We start from the raw sequence: 22,534 nt of genomic DNA, 5'->3' as shown, positions 1-22,534 counted from the left end.
ACAGTCACATCAAGGCGGCAGATGGGTATGTGATGGGACGTGTGACTCTGTGGATGCAGATGTCGCTGGACGGCTTCGCCGAGGGCCCCGACCAGGAGGTGCACTGGCCGGTCGTGGACGAGGAGCTGTGCGCGTCGTTTCTGGATGAGCTACGGCGCGCCAGCTACTTCGTGTACGGGCGCAAGACATTCGAGATCATGGCCTCGTTCTGGCCGACGGCGGATGCCGATCCGGCGATCTCCCCGTTCTACGTGGATTTCGCGCGGTGCTGGAAGTCGACGCCCAAGCTCGTGTTGTCGCGCACGCTGGGCAGCGCCGACTGGAACACCAAGGTGATGGGCGACTCCGTCGTCGACCAGATCTCGACCCTGCGCGCGCAACCGGGCTGCGACATGGTGCTGTTCGGCGGCACGCAGACGGCGTCGTTCTTCATGGAGCACGAGCTGATCGACGAGTACAGAGTGTTCGTCCACCCGCTCCTCCTGGGCGGTGGGATCCCGCTGTTCCCGACCACGGTGGAGCAGGCCGGATTGCAGCTGGTCGACGTGATGACCTTCGACAGCGCCGTGGTGCAGATGCACTACCAGCAACCCGCCGCGGCGGCGTAGAACGCACACTCACATATCGTCCGGAGCCGCGGTTCCGGGAGGCCCGTGCGAGCTGTGACCTGCGGCTCTCACGTCGAAACATGCAGCGAGCCAATGCCGTTTAGGCTAGGTTTCTCTGATTATGTCCGTTGTACCGACGCCCGGTGCTGTCCCCGCTGTAGCTACCAGTGAGTACATCGGGCGGCAAGCTGATGTGGAGAGCGTGGAGTCCCGGCTCTTCAGCGGCGCGAGGCTGATCACCCTCGTGGGGCCCGGCGGCATCGGCAAGACCAGGCTTGCCGCCGAGGCGCTGCGCCGGGCGCATCGAAGCCGCCACCTGGCCGTCTACTGGGTCGGTCTGGCCGAGGTCGGGCCGGAGTCGGTGACCGAGGACATGGTGCGCTCGGCGATGCGGGTGGACGCGGGCACCCGGCCGCCGCCGGGTGTCGACGGGCCGCCGCAGCGGAAAGTGCTGGTACTGGACAACTGTGAGCATGTGCTCGCGGAGGTGGGCGGCATCATCGCGAGCCTGCTGGCCGATCCCGAACTGACCATCCTGGCCACCAGCCGCGAGCCGATCCGGTGGGTCGACGAGCACATCGTGCTGGTGCCGCCGCTGACCGCGCGGCATTCGCTGGCCCTGCTGCGCCGCCGCGCCGAACTCATCGGGCGGCCGATCCCGCAGGATCCCGCCCAGCTGCGCATCGCCGAATTGATCTGCCGCCACGTGGATTACAACCCGCTGTTCATCCGCCTGGCCGCGGCCCGGCTGCGCTATCAGCCACCGGCGGTGGTGCTGCGCGAGCTCACCGGCGACGCCGACGACAAGCGGCTGCAGTGGTCGCACGGCGCCCGCGCGGGGGCCGACGCGCGCCACCGCGGCGTCTACGACGTCATCGCCTGGTCGTTCGCGCTGTGCGGCGCCGAGGAGCAGCTGCTGCTCGAGCGGATGTCGGTGTTCGCCGCGGGCTGCGAGACCGACGACGAGCACGAGCTGCGCAACGAGATCGACCTCGAGACCGTCGTGGCCGTCTGCGCCGACGACGACCTGCCGCCGGAGCGGATCGAGCCGCTGCTGGAACGGCTGGCCGAGCGGTCGCTGGTGTCGGAGCATCTGACGGCCACGGCCGTGCGATGGTACGTCGTCGAGAGCGTCCGGGTGTTCGCCCGCGCCCGGCTGCAGCGCCGCGAGCGCGACGCGGCCCGCACCGCGGCGCGGCATCGCCGCTACTTCCGCGACGAAGTCGCTGCGGGACAGTCGATCTGGCACGGTGAGCAGGCGCAGGACTGGCACGACCGGATGCGGGCGAGCTGGGACAACATCCTGCTCGCCGTCGAGACCGGGCTGGCCGATCCGGCCGAGGCGGTCGTCGCCCTGGAGACCGCGACCGGGCTGCTGTCGATGTGGATCCCCTATGCCACCCGCGGCGGGCCCGCCCTCACCCGGCTCACCGAGAGTGCCGTCCACGCCACGCGCGAGGCCGACCCGCGGCCGACCGAACTGCGGGTGCGGGCCATGGCCCTGCTGGCCTGGGTGGCCCTGTGGCAGGGCCGCAGCGCGGATGCGGCCCGGCTGCTCGACGCCTGCGCCACCGCGTGGCTGCCTGCGGCCGAGGCGGCCCGATGGCGCGATTGCGCCGAGGAGGACCTCGGCCTGCCCGCGGCCGTCGAATGGATCTGGGGGCTCGAACTGTTCCTGGTGGGCGGCGATGCCCGGGCGATCGGGGTGCTGGAACGGTCCTGGCGCAAGTCGGTGGCCGCGGGCGATGTGGCCGGATCGGAACTCAGCAGCGTCTTCGTCGCCCTGGCCGCGGCATTCGTCGGCGATCAGGGGGAGGCCCTCGACATCACGGAGCGCATTCTCGCGCGCTCGATGGACTCCGGGTCGGTGCTCTCGCAGGGGTGGGCCCGGCTGGCCCGCGCCGTGGCCCTGGTCAAGCACGGCGAGGGCGATGCGGCCGCGGCGCTCACGCACGGCGTGCTCGCACACCATCTGATCGAGGGGGATATCTGGACGGTCAGCTGGGCGGTGGGCGCGCGGATCATTGTCGCGGGCCGAATCCTGCTGGAGGCCTCGGCAATCGGGGACGAGACCGCGCGCACCGCGGCGGCGATCGAGATCGCTCGGCTGGTGGAGGTCTTCCGCACCTGCCACCGTACGATGGGCACGGTGATCGATCGGGTCGCGTTGATGACCACCCAGCTGCAGGGGGCCGCCGGTCTGGCCGTCGCCGTCCTCGGCGAGCAGGCATACGCGAGCGCCGCGGCCGAGGGAGCGCGAGTGCGGCCGGAGTTCGATGCGCTGCGGCACTTCGTGATCGACGGCCAGACACCCGATCTGTCGGCTTCCGCGCGCGGCACCGAGGCGTCGCCCGCGGGTCGGAAAAAGGAAGGGCCGCAGTCGGTTCGGTCGTCGGCACGGTGGAATACGCTGTCGCGTGCGGAACGCGATGTGGCCGTCTTCGCGGCGGCGGGCTGGTCCAACCGGGCCATCGCCGCTCACCGGCAGAGCTCCGTGCGCACCGTCGACGCCCAGGTCGCGACGATCCGGCAGAAGCTGATGACGCCCACCCGGGCCGAGATAGCCCACCACATACCCGAGGAACTGGCCGAGCGGGTGCGGCGCGAATCGCGGAACCGGCCGGTGCGGGCGCCTAGGCGGCGGAGCTGATCATCGGTGTCCGAGCAAACTCGCCACGGCAATGAGATCCCTGCCGCGGCAAGCGAATTCATCGGTCGTCACGCCGAGCTGCAGCATCTCGGCGGGCTCCTGGCCGGTGGTGAGTCCCGGCTGATCACCCTCGTCGGTACCGGCGGGATCGGGAAGACGACCCTGGCCGCCGAGGGGCTGCGGCGCTACCGCGACCCGGAACACGATGCGGTGCACTGGATCCGGCTGGCCAGGCTGGCGCCGGGGGCCGACTCCGACACGGTCGCCGAGGAGGTGGTCGGCACGGTGCTGCGCTCCGATATCGCCGGACGCAGCGCCTGGGAGTGCCTGATCGACACGTTCACCGCGGGGGACTGCTGCCGGACGTTCCTGGTACTGGACAACTGCGAGCACGTGCTGGACGGGGTGCGTCCCCTGATCACCGCGCTGCTGACCACGGTGCCCGGGCTGGTCATCATCGCGACCAGCCGCGAACCGGTGGGGTGGGTCGACGAACAGGTCGTCGCCGTGCCCTCGCTGTCGGCCGCGCATGCGCTGGAGCTGTTCCGGTATCGCGCCGAACTCACCGGGCGGCCGCTGCCCGACGATCCCGAGACCCACCGGCTCGCCGCGCGCATCTGCCTGCACGCCGACCACAACCCGCTGTTCCTGCGGTTGGCCGCGGCCCGCCTGCTGCACCGGCCGCTGTCGGCGGTGCTGCGCGAGCTCACGGGGGACACCGACGACAAGCGGCTGGAATGGTCGCACGGGGCGCGCGCGGGCGCCGAGCAACGCCATCACAGCGTGCACGACGTCATCGCCTGGTCGTACGGATTGTGCACGGGCAGTGAGCAATTGCTGCTGGAGCGGATGTCGATCTTCGCGGCGGGCTTCGACCCGGCCTGCGACGACAGCCGCGGCTGCGGCGCCGAGCTCGAGGCGATCGTGGCGGTGTGCGGCGACGATCCGCTGTCGCCGGAGCGGGTGGTGCACCTTCTGGAGCGGGTGGTGGAGCGCTCGCTGGTGTCCACGCACATGACACCGACCTCGGTGTACTACTACCTGCCCGAGAGCGTGCGGGTCTTCGCCCGGGAGCGGCTGCGGCGGCGCGATCCGGAGGCCGCGGACCGGCTGCTGGCCCGGCATCGTCGGTACTACCGCGACGGCGTGCTCGCGGGCCACACCGCCTGGTACGGCCCGAACGAGGAGCAGTGGCTCGAGTGGGCGCGGTCGGCGTGGGACAACATCCTGCTCAGCATCGAGTCCAGCCTCACCGATCCGGCGGAGGCGGTGATCGGCCTGACCAGCGCCAGTACCCTGATGGCCCTGCGGGTTCCGTACGTCGCGGGGGCCAACCGCGCCGTCACCCACCTCACCGAGCAGGCGCTCGAGGTCACGCGCGGGACCGATATCGCGCCCGCCGAACTGCGCATCACCGCCGCGGCGCGGGTCGGCATCGCGGCCCTGTGGCAGGGGCGCAGCGCCTACACCGCGCAACTGCTCGACGAGTGTGTCGCCTCGTACATGTCCGATCCGCAGCTGCGCAAGACCTGGCGTGAGGATCCGGAGGCCGATATCGGCCTACCGGCGGTGGTCGAGTTCACCTGGGGGCAGGAACTGCTGCTGATGAACGAGGACCCGCGTGCGATGGACGTATTGGACCGGGCCGCAAGGAAATTCGCCGCGGCGGGCGATCACGCCGGAGTGCGGCGCGCGGAGCTGACGGCGTCGCTGGCCCGCGCCTTTCTCGGCGGCGGCGATACAGATCCGTGGCGGCAGGTGGATCGATCGTTGGAAGCCGTTGCCGGATGGGTGATCTCGGAACACGATCTGCGTGTGCTGATCGCCGAGGTTACCGTCGACGGCAAGCGGGACGCGATCGAGCTGGGCCGGGAGATTCTGAAACGTCATGTCGCGGCGGGTAATACGTGGACGTCCGGGTGGATCATCCACTGTTGCATAGGATCTCTGTCGCACGCGCTCGCCGAGCGCATCGCGAGCGGCTTCGCGGACCCGGCGGAGCTCGCCGCGGCCGCCACCGAGATCGCGGTCCTGCAGGGCGGTGTCGAGACGCTGCACCGGTCGATCGGCGTCGATCCGCATCGGGTGCCGCTGGTGGCGCGGGGGATCGCGCGGGCCGTCGAGGTGGCCACCTCGGTACTGGGGCGGCCCGGGTATGCGGCCGCGGCCCGGCGCGGCGCACGCCTGCGTCCCGAACTCGAGGAGCTGCAGCGATACTTCCTGGGCACGCTGACGCTTCCCGAAGACCCCGACGAACCGCCCGCCCCGCCCGCCGCAACGTCGCACTGGCACGACCTCTCGGCCGCCGAACAGGACGTCGCCGTCCTCGTGGCGGCCGGATGGCCCAACAGCGCCATCGCCGGTCGCCGCGGCACCTCCGTCCGCACCGTCGACGCCCAGGTGGTCTCGATCCGCCGAAAGCTGTTCGCCCGCAACAGATCCGTGGTTGTCGAACACATCCCCGCCGAACTCGCCGACCGAGTCCGAGCAGAATCCCGACAGCGCCCCGCCCGCCCGCGGCAGTAACCCCGAACCGCCCGACCACCATCGCCCCACCGCACGTCCGTGGCGTCCCGGCCTGTGTCCGTGGTTGTTCCGGCGTGTGTACCGTGCTTGTTGCGGTGCGTGTCCGGTTGTTGCGGCACGCGTCCCCGTTGTTGCGGTGCGTGTTCCGTTGTCTCGGCGCGTCCCGTTGTTCTGCGCGCCATCATCCTTGTCCCGGTGTGCTTTTGGCCGGGATCGGTTCCCATACGTGGGGAGATCCTAAGCTGACCACATGTTTGCGGCATCGAGGAGTTGCTGATGCCCGCGGTTGCTCGTCTTCGCAGTCTCGCCGCCGAATCCTGGGAGTGGCAGCTGCAGGGATCGTGCCGTGGCGTGGATTCGGCGGTGTTCTTCCATCCGGACGGTGAGCGCGGTCGCGCACGAGCGGACCGGGAGCGCAACGCGAAGCGGATCTGTCGTGACTGCCCGGTCCTGGCCGCCTGTCGCGAGTACGCGCTGTCGGCGGCCGAGCCGTACGGCATCTGGGGCGGTATGTCGGAGGAGGAGCGTCGTCGGCACGCCCGGACCCGGCAGCTGCCACCCATCCCGCCGGGCGGTACGCAGGAGCCCGCGGTGCCCCATCGCGGCCCGCGACGCGAGGTCGCCCTCGCGCACACCGGCCCGACTCCCCATCATTGGGAACCAAATTCTTTGTGCGGGAGGTAATCTCGTTCTCACCCCCGGCCCGCGGCCCTCATACCCTCACCGCGGTCCGGGGGTAATTCCTTACGACTCGTCGTCGCTCTGAAGGACGAAGTTGTAGGTGGCGTAGCGCGGGAAATCCGTGCCCGCATCCTCCCAGCTGTAGTCCCGTCCGCCGATGTGGTGGAGACGAATGCCGGAGTCCGCCATGATCCGGAATCCGCTGCGGCGCGCGCGTTCACAGAACGCATAGTCCTCGCCGAGGTACCAGTGGTTCTCGCCGTCGGGCTCGATCATCGGCAGGAAGTACGGCACGGTGGGGCGGCCGAACTGCGTGTTGCAGATCGGCAGGCGCTCATGCTCGAAGATCGCCTCATACACCGACCGATGTGTGAAGAGGAAACCCGCCGCGGCATATTTGATTTCCAGCAGCCCGCCGCCCTCGCCGAACACGACCTGCTTGGTGCCCGGCAGCAGATGGCAGGCCAGTTGCCGCCTGTTCTTCTTCGGATAGATCCCGCTCACCACGGGCAGTCCGTGCTTGCGCAGCCGATCCACCGAATCCGCCTCGAACCCGATGTCCGCATCGATCCACATCAGGGCATCGAATCCGTCGCGCAGCGCATCCGTCGCCATCTGACTGCGCCCTTGATCGATGGCCGAATAGCCGGAAACGTAACGCACGGTGTAGCCGCGCCTTTCGAGTTCGGCGAGTCCGCGGGCACAGGCGAGTTCGATATGTCCGCCGACCGGAACGAGAACTGCGCAGCGGGACGGGTCCATCGTGCGACCGTACGACCTGCGCCAGCGGCCAATTCACCAGTGCTGGGGATAGGCGAGAATCGGAGTGACCCGGTGGGGAAATTGGCGTCGAAAACATAGGTGACACTGGCGATATGCGTGACGGCGGGGCGTGATAGCCGGTGGCTAGGATCCCGGACGGCCCGGAATCGAATGGGCTCGGACCGCTCGTCGATGCGGCGGTGAGGTTGGTGCGGAGGCTCGGCCTCTACCAGCGACGGGCTGTCGGGACGGACGTCACCGACCCGCTTCGCAGAACAGCCGGAGCCCTCGGCCGCCGAGACGAAGAAAACGTTCCGATCGTCTCGGGCGGTGAGGATTCCGGATCGGGCAGAGGTCCTGACACCACCGCTACTCCGAATCCGGTAAGGCGGAGCGAGACCGAGCCGTCGAACTCGGATGGCCCCGGCGCTACCGGTTCCGGCGACAGCGGTACCGGTGCCGGCAATAGTAATGAGGTCATCGGCGGCTACCGGCTCTCGCCCGAGCAGTTGCAGGCGATGCGTGAGGAAGGTGCACGGCGGCTGGGACCTAGGTCCGACGACGGTTTCGATCGGGACGAATTCCGTGGCAAGCTCGACCGCCTTCGGGATCGGATGAGGGACGATCCGGCTTCGGCCGAGGCCCATGCCATACAGGCCCACATGGACCGGATGGGCAGGGATCACCCTGCCGAATATCGCGCATGGGAGGAGGAAAGGGCGGAAAGGGAAGCCGCTCACCTCTGGCAGCCGTTGCGCGGTCCCGGCGAGGAGGAAACCGGAACGCCTGGCTCCGGTGCCGATGGCGCGCGCGGTGGCGGCCGTGGTGAAGGTGGCTCTGGGGATGACGGGTCCGGTGGCGATGGGGCGAGTCGTGCCGACCGCGATGATGGCGATGGCGAACGTATCGACGTGCCGTTCGATCGCGACGAATTCCGCCGTACTCTCGACGGTTATCAGGCCGATATCGACCGGGACCCGGATTCCCTCGATGCCGCCATGACCAGGAATGTCATGAGCTGGGAGCAGCGGGACCACCCGGAAGAATACGCACTATGGGAGGCCGACAGGGCAGCGTCCCGATCCGGTGGCGACAATTCCGGCGGAGGTGACCCCGACTCCAACGGTCCGGCCCCTGCCGCCAATGGTCCGGGGCAAGGTGCGAATGGTCCGGGGCAAGGTGCGAATGGTCCGGCGCCGGGTGCCAATGGTCCCGCGCCGGGTGCGAACGGTCCGGCGCAGGGCGCGAATGGTCCGGCGCCGGGTGCCAATGGTCCCGCGCCGGGTGCGAACGGTCCGGCGCAGGGTGCGAACGGTCCGGCGCCGGGTGCCAATGGCCCGGCCCCTGCCGCTCCGGCCCCAGGCGCTCCGGCCCCTGGTGGGGGTAATGGGCCTGGTGGGCAGCAGGGTGGGGTGAATTTGAACCATCCGAACCGGCCGCCGCAGGGTGGGGGTGGGCCTGGTGTGTCGGGGCCCGGTGGTGGAAGTGGTGCGAGTGGCGCCAGCGGTTCCGGCGGGGGGAGCGGTGCCAGCGGTTCCTTCAAGGGCCTCAAGACTGTCGGCCTCGTTGCTGCCGCTGGTGTCGGTGGTTATTTGCTCGCTGACATGATGGGCGGGGACGACGATTCCGACGGCGGTGGCCATGCCGCGCCGCCACCCGGTGCCACCGGACCCGATTCGACCAAGCCCGATCCGACCAAGCCCGATCCCCAGAATCCCGGTCTGACCGACCCCAAGCCGATCGATCCAGGTCCGGCGAATCCCGGCCCGACCGATCCCGGTCCGGCGAACCCCGGCCCGACCAATCCGGGTCCGATCGATCCAGGTCCGATCAACCCCGATCCGATCACGCCGGATCCGATCAGTCCCGACCCCATCGAGCCCGATCCGATAGATCCGATCGAGCCGGATCCGACCGATCCCACCGAGCCGGACCCCGCCGATCCCTCCGATCCGGATCCGATCGACCCCGACCCGGTCGACCCGGATCCCGCCGATCCGCCTCCGTCCAGCCCGCCACCGTCGACTCCCGGCGCTGTCCCCGGTGGCGGCATGGGGGCTCTCGGACCCGCCATGGCCGCTGCCGCAGCCATGGCCGCTGCGGCCGGACCTGCTCTTGCCTCCGGCCTTGACGGAATGCTCTACAGCGGAGGCGAATACGGCACCGACCCCGCCGACAGCCTCGACCCGGGCAATGGCGCGGGTGCTGGCCCTGATTCGGGTAGCGGTAGTGGTTCGGGTACTGGTGTGGATTCGGGTAGTGGTTCGGGCTCGGGCAGCGGTTCGGGTACTGGTACTGCTTCGGTTGTTGGCGCTGGCTCAGGAAGTGATGCTGATTCGGGCAGTGGGCCGGACGCTGGTGCCGATTCCGGTTCGGATGCTGGCGCCGACGATCCGAGCAGTGGCTCGGGCTCCGGCACCGATGCCACCGAGACCAGCGACGCGGCCTCCGGCTCCGTCCCCACCGGCGATGCCGGTTCCGGGTCCGGCACCGACGCCGCCACCACGAGCGACGGTGGTGAGTTCACTTGATCAAGGAGACGGGAAGGCGGCCGCGCTATGCCAACGCAACGCGCCGATGCATCGACGGCCTGAAGGCGCGGACCGTGACGTCGGAGCCTCCGATGGGGGCCGATCTCGCGTCCTCGCTCCGAATCTAGGACGCGGGCGTGGGCGTCGAGGTACCGCACGAGGTCGCGGCCTTTCTGAATTTTCTGGGTGTCCCGTATCCGGATATCGATGAGGACCAGGTCCGCGAGCTCGCCCGTCAGGTGCGTACCTATGCCCAGAATGTCGCGAACACCCACGAAGCGGCGACCGGTGCGGTGAACGAGATGGGCTCGGTCTATTCGGGCTACTCCTACGAGCAATTGGTCGCGGCGTGGGCGCGCATGAGCACCGGCAATATGGCGGAGCTCGATCGAGGGTGCCGAATGGTGGCGAGGGCGCTCGACATCGCGGCGGAGGTGATCACCGCCGTGAAGGTCGCAGTCCTGGCCTCATTGGCCGCGTTGGCTGCCAGCTACGTGTCCATCATGGCGGCCACCATGGCGACGGGTGGAGCGTCGGCGGCGCTGACGCTGGCGGTCCGGGGGGCCGCTCACAGGATCTTGTCGGCCATGGAAGACATGTTGATCGGGTACATCGCCGCCGAGGTGATCGGCAAGGCGATCGAACCCCTCGAGGAGACCGTCGAGCGCATGATCAATGGGGCCGTCTACCGCAAGGCGGCCGATGAGCTCGGGGTGCCGTCGTCATCGCCGCAGGAGCTTCGCATCGATCCCGACGAGGTGCTGCGCTACGCCGACCTGCTCGACAAGTACGCCGACGACATGCTCGACCATTCGAAGCGGTTCGCGGAAAACGTTGCGGCACTGGACTTCGGCCGCCCCGACGGCCTCGGAGAAGCACCCGCCACGGACCCGGGCGGGCCGTCCGGGCCGCTGCCGGGTGCGCCCGGCCACGACAGTCGACCGCAGGGAGCGGGTGTGCCACCGGGCGCCGTACCGTCCCCCGTGTCGCAGGTGCCAACCAGCGGTGTGGGCGACGGAAGCTCGACCCCGCGTCACTCCGGGGCCGATCGCCCGAGCGCGACGGCACCGACGCGGGACCGCCCGGAGCAGTCGGATCGCCCGGCGGCTGCCTCCGAAAACCGCCCGGCCGCTGCGCAATCCGCAGGCCGACCCGGCACGGGCGACCTCGCCGCCGACCGTGCGGCGGTGTCACCTTCACCGGTGGCGGCCGACGGCGTCACCTCTCCGGCCGGGGCACGCGGCGTCACCTCCCCGGTGGGGGAAGGCGTTTCGGAGCGGGGAGTGTCCACCGGGCAGCACGCGCCGTCGGTCATTTCGCCGGTCGGTTCGGAAAACCTTGTACAACAGGGTAACTCGGCTTCGAGCGCAATAACTGCGGCCACTGCCGGATCCGCTCCGTCGTCCGACACGAACTCTCCCGGGCAACAGCAAGGCGCTCCCCGGGGCCAAGGCGGCCCCCGGGCGGGGCAGGGCGCCGCCCAACCTTCGCGGGGGCAGTCGCAGCCGTCCACGCCCTGGCAGCGCACCGGACGAACGGGCAGTCCGAAACCGGGTCGCCGAGGCCCCACGCGGAACGTGACCAACCCTGCCGCCGAACACAAAACCGGGGCGACCCCTTGGTCGAAAGGCACCCGGCCCGCGGCTGCGGAGACCACGGCCCCCGAGCCGAAGGTCTTCGCACCGGAACCCGCCGACCGCAAACGGGTCTCGGCAGATCCCTCCGGCCCCAAAGTGGTCGCCCCGGAAACCGGTACCCCCCGGGCCGCTCCGGATGCCTTGGAGCCCAAGGTGATTGCCCCGGAGGCCACCGCCCCCGAGGTTGTGCCGGGAACCGCGAGCCCCAAGGTGGCCCCGCCCGAGATCGTCGGGCCGGAGGTCACCGGCGCTGAGATGGTCGCACCCGTGAGTGCCGGGGCGGAGGCTGATGAGCGCAAGGTGATCGGGCCGGAAGGGGACGGGGCCGGAGGGGTTGCGGCGGAGGTCGAGGGGGAGACGGGCAGACGCCGGAAGTAATGCCGTGCCCCGCGCGGCCACCCGGCTCATGGTGCGGTGTGGCCGACCCAGTGGAAACCGTCGCAGTAGTCGGCCGCGCTCATACCTCTCGGCAGGTGGCGGTCGATTTCGGCGAGGGTGGGGTAGCGGATGTTGGACGGGTTGTCGAGTGCGGCGAGGAGGTGTTGCAGGCTCGGGTCGACCTCCGCATCCGGGCGCAGGGCCAGGTCGGCGCGGATGCGCGCGCTCAGCGCGGGCATCGCCTTGGCGAGCAGATCGGGATCGGTGACGACGTTCCAGTCGAGCTCATGGCCGATCGCGGCGCGGGCCCCGCGCTGGCCGTGCACCGTGAAGGCGAGATCCTCCACCTCGGACCGGCGGAGGTAGGCGCGCAGCGCGGAGACGAACGCGTCGCTGCAGCCGGTGCGCTCGTGCCACGGTTCGATCCAGAGTTTGTCGAAACGGGCCTTGAGACAGTCGTTTTCGTCGAACTCGATCGCGAGGTCAAGGTCGCCCACCTCGGCTGCGTCCTCGTCGCGGGTGACGAACACCCCGCGGATCCGGATCCCGGAGTTGTACTGTTCGTCGCCGGTCCCCGCGCGTAGATAGTCGGCGTGGGTCAGCCGGAGTTCGAGCCTGCCGTATTGCCGTTGCAGGCCCGAGAGCTTGCGCAGCAGCTCGTGTTCGGCAGGGGGGTCGGCGAGCAGATCCGCCACGGCTGTCGCCTGCGACAGATCCGGGTCCGCTGCCGGGTCGCGGCGCCGGGCCGCGTGGGCGGGGCCGTGATCGGCACCGGGCAGGTCGGGCCGGGGCCGATCCGGGTCGGCGGCGTGCAGCATCAGGTCGCGCACCTGCTGGTACGTCAGTCGCGTACCGCGTGACGCCCACGTCCCGGTGGACTCGGCGTAATTCCACAGCGCGACATAGTCGGAGTAGAACCGGCGTGTCAGGGGCACGGCGGCGCGGGGGTCGAGACCGATCTTGTGCACGAAATGCCTGGAGTCGGTGTACAGCGAGTCCAGGGCGGCCATGGCCCGCAGTCGCCGGAACTCCCGCAGCCCGGATTCGCCGTGCTGATCGGTGATTTCGGCCTCGACCATGGCGGTCACCTCGTCGATCACCTCGGGCGGCCAGGTATTCCAGAAGACGGTGACGTAGTCCCACAGTTGGTGCCGGATGCCGGTGAGGTTCCAATTGTCCAGCCGCACATCGCCGTCGGGCGTCGCCCACAGATTGCGGAAGGTCGCGTTGCCGTGGCTCAGCCCGGCTCGCCAGGCGGTGTCGCCCGCCGTCCAAATCTCGTGCGGCAGTGGGATTCCCATCGCCCGCAGGAACGGATGGGACTGCTCCTGTTTGATTCGCTGCATGCTCAGGTACAGCTGTTCCTGCTCGGCCACCGTGCGGGTGGTCAGATCGTCGGGCAGGTCGACCGTCTGCAGCAGCCGCAACTGCCTCAGCAGGGCCCGCAGGGTCTGCCGCCAGTCCGGATCGTCGGTCGCCGGTACGCGTCCCGGGCCCATTTCACGGAACGAATAGTCGTCGGAACTGGCCATTGTCCTCGGCACGTCGACACCGGCCCGCCGGGCCAGATCCTCCGCGTACTTCTCGTCCAGCGGGACCTTGTGCACGGGCCGGTCACCGGCGAGCAGCTTCGGATGGGTGGGATTGGCCGCCAGATCCTTGTCGCCGGGCGTGGCGACGATACGCCGTACCTTCACCGGGTTTCCGCCGCCGTCGGCGACGCACCAGACCTCCGTGTAGTGACCGGAGACGTCGGGGGAGTTGGTCACCACGGTGATCAGCATGCGGGCCGCGTCATCGAGGTCCAGGCCACCGTCCGCAACCGGTTCGACGATGTCGAGCAGGTAGTCGATGCCCTTCTGCGGGCGCGATTCGGGACGATAGGTGATCGGGGCCGCCGGTGTCGCCGGATCGGTGAGGTCCTTGTACACCGGTCGGCGCCCGAAGAGCGCCCCCGGTCCGGCCGGTCCGCCGTGGCCCGACGGCGAGCGGTAGCCGTGCCGCGCCGCGCGGACGCCCTCTCGGCCCGAGACCTCCACTTCGATCGCGTCGGCGCCCATCCGGCGGGCCAGATCCTCGGCCGGTCCGAGCAGATACGGGCCGCCGTACTCGCCCGCCAGGAGGTCGAGGTCGGCGCCGATCGGTTCCACCCGCGCGGTGACCCGGCCGCCCCGATCGAGGTCGAAACACACCGCTATCTCGCCGTACTCGCGGGTGCCGTCGCGCAGGACCGTGCGCACCCGAATACGGCTCACCACATCCGCATCCGCGTCACCGAGTGGTTCGTATTCCGCCGCAATAGGTTCCAGCCGGGCCGGTCCGTCGGCACACCGCATCGTGGCGACGGCTCGGTCCAATTCGCCGTGCGCCGCAGCGGCATCGGGACCGACCGCGGCCCGCAGCAACCCCCGCACCGGCAGGCGTGGCAGTCCGGAGGTATCCGGATCCGGCGAGCGAGTGGCCGATACGGCGGGGGCCGAGCGGTCGTCGGCGGAACCCGCTGTCGTCCGGTCGTTCTCGCGTTGCCGGACGAACCGGCGCGACCACCGCTGCAGCAGGCTTCGGACATCGTCCCTGTCCGGCGCCTGCCAACCCGCATCCGGCGCCAGCCGATTCGCCGCCTCGAACACGATCTCGAGGTTGCGGTGCAGCGTGTCGGTCGCGTCGCCGAGGAAATCCGGGTCGCGGGCGACGAGCAGCGGCAGCCGGAAGCTGTCGCCCGCAACGGATTTCCATGCCTCCAGCACCAGGTACCGGTCGAAATCGGCAGCGGCGCGGGCGCCGTAGTGCCGCCGCAGCCGCGTGCGGCACCAGTCTCTGACCTGTTCCCGGACGGCCGGGGAACGCCACGGGTTGCGGGCCGCGAACGCCACGTAGTCCCACACCGGCGATCCCGGCTGGGTCAGCTCCAGATCGAGCAGTCCCACCCCCTCGGGCCCGAACTTCATATTGCCGAACACCGGATCACCGTGCAGCACGCCGAGCTGGATGTCGTCGTCCGATGCGGCCCGGACGCCGAAGATCTCGTACAGGCCGGGCATGCCGAGCTGGCCGTGCAGCCGGTCGTCGGTATCGAATTCCAGGGGGATTCGCGCCACCTCGCGCAGCAGCCGCTGTTCCCATTCGACACGGGTCGTGGGCAGCGGCTGTGCCGGTTCGGTCTCGTTCCAGTGCTCGGCGTGCAGGGCGTGCAGCCGGTCGAGGGCCGGGAACAACGCCTCCGCGACGTCTTGCCACGCGTCGTCCGGGGTCGGGTGCTCGCCGTCGAGGAACTCGTGGAAGAGGTAGTGCTCCGGGCGAGACTCCTGGTAGCCGACGTGCAGCAGGGCCGGTACCCGGACACCGGCCCGGCGGCACAGCCGCGCCGCGGCCGCCTCACCGAACGTCAGTCCGATCCGCGGATCGAAATTGGGATTCGGGGTATCGAGCGACGCGCGGATGACGATCTTGCGGCCGTTGAGTTCGAAGACCCAGACGCCGTGATGATTCCCGGCGAAATGGGCGCGGTTGCGGAACAGCGTGGTGAGCCACTCGATGTCGTTCGCGGCCAATTCGATGACTTCGGTGCCGGATTCGACGCCGGGGTTCCGGGACATCGGTCGCGGATCGGCGCCGTGGAGCACCTCCGAGGCGTGTGCGGGCGCGCCGTCCAGCACGCCCCACCATCGGGCGTCCTGCGACCATTGCTCGGGTGACCGTGCGAGATACGTCGCCAGTTCCGCGAAGGTGGGTCGCGCGTCGGCGGGGCGGTCGAACCGGTCCAGCATCGGGTCGGCGACGAGTTTGCGCGGGTCGCTGCTCAGCAGCCGGGCGGTGCTCGCCCGCGATTCGGCCAGATGGTCCGGATCCGAATCCAGTCGAAGGCCGTGCCGCGCAGCGATTCCGAAGCCGATCGGGCCGTGGACGGGCACGATCGCGCGGCCGTTGTCGCCGACGCATCGGCGCAGCCGCGGAACGAAGTTCTGCGCGAAATGTCCTCCGGCGAAGGCGGGATCGACCTCCAGGTGGTCGAAAGTCACGGTGATCCCGCCGTTTTCGTCATGGCGGATGTGGAACCGCATATCACCCGCCTCGTCGACCCCCGGTGTGCCCTCGGTGTCTCCGGTGCCGGGCTGGAACCGCAGATGGCCCGATTCGTCAGTGCGCCAAGTACCTTCGGCCACAATGGTGGCCGAAACGGTGAGGCACCGGTTCCCGGCGGTGCCGGAATATCGTGCGGCGGTCGGGGTCAGGGTGTAGCCGCGAGCACCGTACGGACCATCGGTCAGACCGTGGACGACAGCGAGCAGGTCGGCATCCCCGGACATCTCGGCGGGAGGCAGGACCGCGGGGGCCTCCGTCGCCGGGGGTCCGGGCGTGTGCGGATTCGTGTGCACCACATGCTCGTTCGGCAGCGGTGGCAGATCCTTGCTCGCGCGTACCTCGTTCACCGCATCCAGCATCATCGCGCGCACCACATCCGCGGGCTCCGGCTCCCAACCGCGCAGGCGGCACAGCCGTCGATAATCGGAGTAGAACCGCCCGATCAGTCGGTTCGCCTTACCGGCGTCGCCCGCGATCTGCTCGACGAAATTCCGGGAGTCGGCGTAGAGCGAGTCCAGGCATCCCATCGTCAGCAGCCGGTCCAGTTCCGCCTCCGCGCCGGGCCCGACCAGCCCCTCGGCCTCGAGGGCGCGGACCTCCGCCCTGATCCGGTTCTCGACCTGTTCGGCGATGTCCGGGGGCCATTCCGACCACAGGATGGTCACGTAATCCCACAGCGGGTGCGTGACGGTGGCGTTGTCCCAGTCGATCAGCGTCGTGATGTCGTTCTCGTCATCGATCCGGACGTTGCTGAGCGTCATGTCGTTGTGATTGAGGCTCGGCCGCCAGATGGTGTCGTCGGTGTCGGGCGACCATGCCTGGTGCGGTGCGAGCCGGAACAGCCGATCCAGCCAGGGCGCGCGGCGGCGGTAGTTGCGGCGCTGCTGGTCCAGATAGAGGTGGAGGTGTTCGGTCACCGGACGCGCCTGCAGGTCCTCGGGCAGCCGTGTGGTCAGCAGGCGCCGCTTCACCTGGAACAGCTTGTCCAGGACCAGGTTCCAGTCCGGGGCATCCGGTGCCGGGGTGCGTCCGTCGGCGTACTCCTCCACGTAATAGTCCCGCCAGCGATACACCCGCGTGGGGACATCGGTCACCTCCCCGGCGATTCGCACGGCATCGGGCGCATCGAACGCGAGCCAGTGGAACCAGCGGCCGTCCCCGTAGGCCGGATCGGGATTGCGTGTGAGGTCCTTCTCCCCGGCGGTCGACGGCAGGATCTGGTGCACGACAATCTGATTGCCGTTGTCGTCTCGATAGCGCCACCCGCGCTTGTTGTTGCCGCCGTAGTCGGGGGCGCGGAGTTTGGCCCGCAGAATCTGCCTGGCGGCGACCTTCGGATCCAGGGTGCCGCTGCCTTCCCGGGCGATGTTGTCCAGCAGCGTTTCCGGTGGCGGAGCCAGGTCCGCGGGGAATATCGCGGCCGGTGCTTCGGGCTGGCTCCATTCGATATCCGCGGCCGCGGGAGCATGGGCCAGGTCGATGCACCCGGCCCACCGTGCCGCGATCTCATCGAGGCGCAGGCCCGCCGCGGACAGTCCGGCGTCCAGCAGTTCCTTCGGCGTCGGAACGGTCCCCGCCCGCAGTAGTCGGCGTATCTCCGCGAGGCCGGGCGGTATGGTCCCGCCGCGGCGCTCGTGGTAGTCGATCGCGTCGGACAGGCCCTCGCGGACTGCGGCCAAATCTCTGTAAGAGGCTCTGTTCCAGTCGAATCCGGCCTGGGCGGCCGCCTGCCAGTCGCTGATCTCCGCCACGCGGAGTTCGTCCGCGCCCGCGTCCCGGGCGAAGTCGACCAAGAGGGGCTCGACCATCAGTCCGGCGGGCTTGCTCGCGCAGTGGGCGATCATCCGGCCGGACATGTCCATGTAGAAGACGACGGTGACCTCGCCGTGCATGCGTGTGCCATCCATGACCGCGGCGGTGACCGAGGCGGTGAGGCCGAAGTCCGCGTAGTGCGACCACGCCAGCGTGATCGGCTCCATGCGTCGTCGTCCGTCCCGGCGTTGTACGGCAGCCGGTACCGACAACTCGTCCGCATCGTGAAGTTCCTGCACGGCGCGCCTGTCTGCCGCGTGAAACATCTGCCGCAGCCACCGGCGGGGTTCCGCGGCGGGAGCGGGCGGCGCCTGCGCGGCAGGCGTGACGGTGGGAGCCGTGCCCAGCAACTCCAGCTCGCGTTGCGCCCATTCCTCGAGCAGATCGTGCACCGCCGTCTCGGGGAGGGGATCTCGACCGGCGGCGGCGCGGATGAGGGCGATACTGCGACAGAAGTTCGGCAGTACCTCCTCGATCGTCACCCACCCCGCGGCGATCTTCTTGGGGAGCCGGTACGCATCGCCCAGGATGGACTTTCGCGCCTCCAGCAGCAGGTAGCGCTCGAAGTCCGCCACCAGTTCGTCGCCGATATCGTCGCCGTAGCGGTGTTGCAGAATTTCCAGGATCTCGGCCTTGACGTCCTGTCGTTCGGCCTCGTCGGCCCAATCGTTCACCAGGTAGTACCTGGCCCAATCCCACGCGATGGGCGCGAACTGCGCGAGCTTGGAATCGGTGAAGCCGATGCGGCCGTCCGATCCGCGCCGCATCTTGCGGCGGATCGGATTGCCGTGCGTGAACCCGGTCGTGCGCGTGTCCGCCGTGGTGCTGCTCGGCCGCCACGCGACGAACAGCGGCACACCACCGGTCAGGGTGTCCAGCCGGTGGTCGAAGTCGCCGTGCTCCAACTGCAGCACCCGGCGCTCCTGCTCCCGGTCCCAGCCGTACTTCGTGTATACGCCGCCCGGCATGCTGTGCAGCCGATACAGCTCGCGGAAGACATCGTGGGTGGTACGGCCCCACCCCTCGGCCGGACGGACTTCATGTCCTTCGACGTATTCGTGAATCGTCACCCGCGTCTTGAAATCCGGTGCCGTGGGCGATGATTCGGAGTCGTAGAGCAGTCGTGGACCGCGCACCCCGGCCTCGTGGAACAGGTCCGACGCGTCCGCCGGCGACGCCGCCAGCGAGTCCAGGTCGAAGCCGAGCTGCTCGGCCTCGTCGAGGTACACCCGCACCGTCACTATGATGTCGGAGCCGGTCTCGGCCGGAAGCGACAGATGCCAGACGCCGCACTGGTTTTCGGACTCGTGCGGCGAGGTCACCCGCACCTGCTCCATCAATTCGAGCACCTGTTCGCGGCTGAGCCGCCGATCCGGGCCCGACACGAGGGGCTCGGCCACGGGCGACGGCTCCACACAGGGGCCGCTCATCCACTGCGGTGCGCCCGGCACCGCTGTGAGACCCGCACGCCGCAGGACGTCGCGATCGTGCAGCTCCCGGGCGCCCGAGTCGTCGGCCACCGGCACCCGCAACACGTCGGCCCCGAGGCCGCGCACGAAGTGCCGCACCATATCGATGAACGAGCCCCGTCCCGCGCCGGACCGATCCGACAGGTACTCGGGCAGGAAGCCGCCGACCGAGCCGGGCACGAGATCGACGATGACGGTTCCGGCGGCGTCGAGCTCGAAAAGCAGTTCCACATCCCCGAATTCGGCCTGGTCGATCATCACGACCGCGTGCATGCGGATCCGTGCCGCTCCGTCGCGCACCGGGTGCGGCTCGTAGGCGGCCCGAGTGACATGCAGCCTGTGCGTGCCACTCTGCGTGGCCCGGGGGCGGACCACATCGCTCAACGCGAGTGGACTCGTTCGCTCGAGCAGCCTGCGCACCGAGTACCCGGGCCGCGGTGGCAGCGGCTCGTCGAGTGCGGGTGCGACGTAGCTGCGCAGGACCGGTGGCTGCCCCGGAGCCCTGTGCTTCGCGAATGTTCCGAGTATGCGGCGACATTCGCTCTCGGGTACAGGGCGCAGTCCCATCTCCCCGTGCAGCGTGTCCGATCTCCGGTGGTATGCCTGGGCATCCGGGGCGGCGCTCCACTGGGCGTGCAGGGTGTGGCCCACGTTCGCCTCCCGGCGCGCGACGGCCAGATTCGCGGAGAACGCCGACAGCAGGTCGGTGTGCCGGTTCGGGGCAGTAGTGATATCGGGCGGAGCCTCGAGGGCCTGCGCGAGGACGGCGGTTCGCGCCTCCACCGCGAGATAGCGGTGGAAGTCGACCACCGCGCTGTCGCCGTATCGCCGCCGGACCTGCCGCAGGCACCACTCGACCACCTGCGGCCGCACCTCGGCGGGCCAGGGATTGCGGACGACGAAGGCGGCGTACACCCATGCCGGGGGCCCGGCTCCGGTGCGGTTGCGGCTCGACGGCGCCGGTGTGCCGTCCGACGCGCGGGCGTGTGCCGAGAGCAGCGGCACACTGTGCAGCCCTACGGGCGGCTCGCTGTCGTCCGCCGAAGACGGTCGCTGCCAGAACACCTCGGACAGGCTCGGCAGGCCGAGCGCACCGGAACTCGAGCCCCCTTCCCATCCGGAAACCAGCCCCACGATCGTCGCCTCCGCATACCGCAGCCCACGGCGGTGTGCTCGTTCCCATGCCACGCGCGTCGTCGTCACCGGCGGCTCGCCCGCCGGAATGTGCTGTGCGAAAAGCTGTTCGGCGATATCTCCGCGGAACGTCAGATTCTCGTCCACCAGGTCGGCCACCCCCGCCGCCGTACCCCTGGCGTGCTGGGGAACGACGAATTCGCCGCTCTCGGAGGCATCGTCGTCGGGGTCACCGAGATCGATCGCGACGGGATCCATGCGATCGCCCGGGGCCGTCGATCGGGTACGCAACAAGCCGTCCGCGACATCGGTCCAGAACAGCGCCTCCCGGCGCAACGAATCGGATGTCGCCCAGGCGGCGGCGGACGCCAGATCCTCCGGTGCGTCCTCGACCCGGGCAGTGGCCGCCGTCGCCTCGGATCCTGCCGTGCCGTGCACCGATTGCGCGAACTGCTCCGTGCGCGCCGCCAGCTGTCCCAGCACCGCGAGCATGCCGTGCAGTGTCGGGGATGCCATGCCGGGAACGTCGAATGCGGTGATGCCGTCGTGCACCGCGACCGCGCCGTCGTACATGTCGCGGGTGATGGGAGCCCAGGCCGCGAGGTGATCGGCCACCTTCGACAGCGTCGCCTCGTTCAGGAGCGTCACCGTTCGCGGGTGAGCGAGGTAGGACACCCGCTCGGCGAAACGGATACACAGACTCTCGATCACGGCGTTGAGAATCCTTGCCGGAGCGGCCAATTCGGTGGCAGACGGCAGCCCGCCGTCGCGAACCCCGGCAAGCTGTTCCGACACCGTCGCCCGCAGATCGACCAGCGCGCGCCACGCTTCCTCGATGGACAGTCCGTCGGCCCATGCCGCGAGGTTCGAGTGGGTGGCCGCGGCGGCATCCGGTAGGGGGACACGGCCCGCCTTCGGCGCCGCCGGAACCGCGGCGGGGGCGGCAGTGGTATCGGTCGGTGCCGCTGTTGCCGCCGCTGCCCGGAACTCGGGGCCGTTGTCGTGTGCCGGTATGGGATCCCAGACTCCCAGGGCCCGGAAGAGTTCATCGTTGGTCACGTTCGACCAATGCCCCCACTCGCGGCGTGGCCGAATGAAGGCGCTCGACAGTTCACTCCCGACGAATTCGATCTGCTCCGGGGTGAGCACCCCGAACCGCGCGGCGTGCGCCAAATCCGGGACGTCGTGCAATATCCGCTGAATATCGAGAAACAGCAGGTAGGTCTCGAATGCGTCGGGGTCGACCCGGACCCTCTGCAGCAACAGCTCTCGGAAGCGTGTATTCGGCGTCAGGTGGTACATCCGGGCCCAGTCGAAAGCCGGGTCGCCGGGCCTGGTCATCTCGTGATCCACCGCGACCATCACGCCATCCGGCTCCTCGAGCAGGTTACCGAGGTGCGGGTCCGCGTGAATGAGGGTGAACATGGCGGCACCGAGTCTGCGCGCCCACCGCAGCACCGGTGCGAAAAGGTCGTCGGGCACGCCGAGCCGACGGAGGCGTTCGGTGACTTCGGGAGGTAGCGCGGCGTATTTTTCCCGTTCCTCTTCGACCATATAGCCGAGAAATTCCGCGCGGTCACCCGGAATTGCCGCGGAGTTCACATGCAGTCGTCGGATGGCTCCGATCACCCGGTCCAGCGCAATCTCCGGGCGGCTGGATACCGGTGTGGCCTCGGGCATGAATCCGAGTATCTGAACACCGTCGACACGGCGACCGTCCGGCATGACCACGCCGTCGACCACGGCATACACCCTCGGTGCGGGGATATCGTCGGCGGCATATCGCTCGAGCAGACGCGACTCGACGAGGACCTTCGTATCGGTAGGGTTGGCTCTGGGGAAGCGCACCATGAATTGGCGATTCCCGACGACGACATTCAGGTTGTTTTTTCCGCCGAAGGCGATCGGCAACCGGCCCAATGCCTGCGCCACGAGCGCCCGGGCAATGTCCTCGGGCATCGCCCGGCCCGTTTTTCCGCCTCGGTACCGGTACTGTTCCCGCGGGGCCAATCCGGGGATGGGTTCCTCGAGGCGGCCGGAGACGACGTAGACCGGTTCGGTGGTGTCGGCCACCAGCCGTGCGAGCCTGCGAACCGCGCGGGCGTCGGTAATACGAGTCAGCTTGCCCAGATTCAGGTGGCGGGCGGCGTCGGCGCGAGACATTCCCTCCCGGAATCGTGCGACCAGGATGCCGCGGTCCTCGGCGTCCAGCGCCTCGAGGCATCGGCTCAGCTGCGCCGCGGTCACGGCGTGCAATGCCCGG

General features: G+C 69.4%; 7 protein-coding genes and 1 pseudogene (1 of these 8 running past the window's edge). 6 read left to right on the top strand and 2 right to left on the bottom strand.

Features of this window, described 5'->3' with window-relative positions:
• The first annotated feature begins 41 nt into the window (after positions 1-41).
• From QH290_RS25580 to QH290_RS25565, 4 genes and pseudogenes are all read left to right on the top strand, one after another.
• Positions 42-608 (top strand): dihydrofolate reductase family protein, encoded by a 567-nt coding sequence (locus QH290_RS25580; RefSeq protein WP_280268412.1) that lies wholly within the window; start codon positions 42-44, stop codon positions 606-608.
• Positions 609-810: 202 nt separating this feature from the next.
• Positions 811-3,258, top strand: a complete 2,448-nt coding sequence (locus QH290_RS25575) for an ATP-binding protein (RefSeq protein ID WP_280385656.1) — start codon at positions 811-813, stop codon at positions 3,256-3,258.
• A 6-nt stretch (positions 3,259-3,264) separates the two neighbouring features.
• Positions 3,265-5,784, top strand: coding sequence for an ATP-binding protein (locus QH290_RS25570; RefSeq protein WP_280385654.1), 2,520 nt, complete (start codon positions 3,265-3,267; stop codon positions 5,782-5,784).
• Positions 5,785-6,060: 276 nt separating this feature from the next.
• Positions 6,061-6,336 (top strand): annotated as a pseudogene (locus QH290_RS25565) (WhiB family transcriptional regulator); the annotation flags it as partial.
• A gap of 192 nt (positions 6,337-6,528) precedes the next feature.
• Here QH290_RS25565 and QH290_RS25560 read toward each other — a convergent pair.
• A complete protein-coding gene (locus QH290_RS25560; protein WP_280268408.1) occupies positions 6,529-7,227 on the bottom strand; it encodes a hypothetical protein in 699 nt (232 codons plus the stop codon).
• A 209-nt stretch (positions 7,228-7,436) separates the two neighbouring features.
• Here QH290_RS25560 and QH290_RS25555 point away from each other — a divergent pair, with 209 nt between their 5' ends.
• Both QH290_RS25555 and QH290_RS25550 read left to right on the top strand, forming a co-directional pair.
• Positions 7,437-9,758, top strand: coding sequence for a hypothetical protein (locus QH290_RS25555; RefSeq protein ID WP_280385651.1), 2,322 nt, complete (start codon positions 7,437-7,439; stop codon positions 9,756-9,758).
• A 137-nt stretch (positions 9,759-9,895) separates the two neighbouring features.
• The gene (locus QH290_RS25550) at positions 9,896-11,773 is read left to right on the top strand and encodes a WXG100-like domain-containing protein (protein WP_280385649.1); all 1,878 of its coding nucleotides are present in this window, start codon (positions 9,896-9,898) and stop codon (positions 11,771-11,773) included.
• A gap of 26 nt (positions 11,774-11,799) precedes the next feature.
• Here QH290_RS25550 and QH290_RS25545 read toward each other — a convergent pair whose 3' ends face one another.
• A protein-coding gene (locus QH290_RS25545; RefSeq protein ID WP_280385647.1) for an MFS transporter crosses the window boundary here: on the bottom strand, positions 11,800-22,534 show its end. The gene runs 40,544 nt beyond the window's last position; the window shows 10,735 of its 51,279 coding nt (coding positions 40,545-51,279); its start codon lies off the right edge, out of view; the stop codon is at positions 11,800-11,802.

Source organism: Nocardia wallacei (assembly GCF_029869545.1).
Classification (GTDB): domain Bacteria; phylum Actinomycetota; class Actinomycetes; order Mycobacteriales; family Mycobacteriaceae; genus Nocardia; species Nocardia wallacei_A.
The sequence above is the reverse complement of the archived record's forward strand: the minus strand, read 5'-3'. Positions and strand labels throughout refer to the sequence as shown.

Excerpts from the sequence above, each read along its gene's own strand:
- QH290_RS25560 (WP_280268408.1), bottom strand. The coding sequence starts at position 7,227 with ATGGACCCGTCCCGCTGCGCAGTTCTCGTTCCGGTCGGCGGACATATC.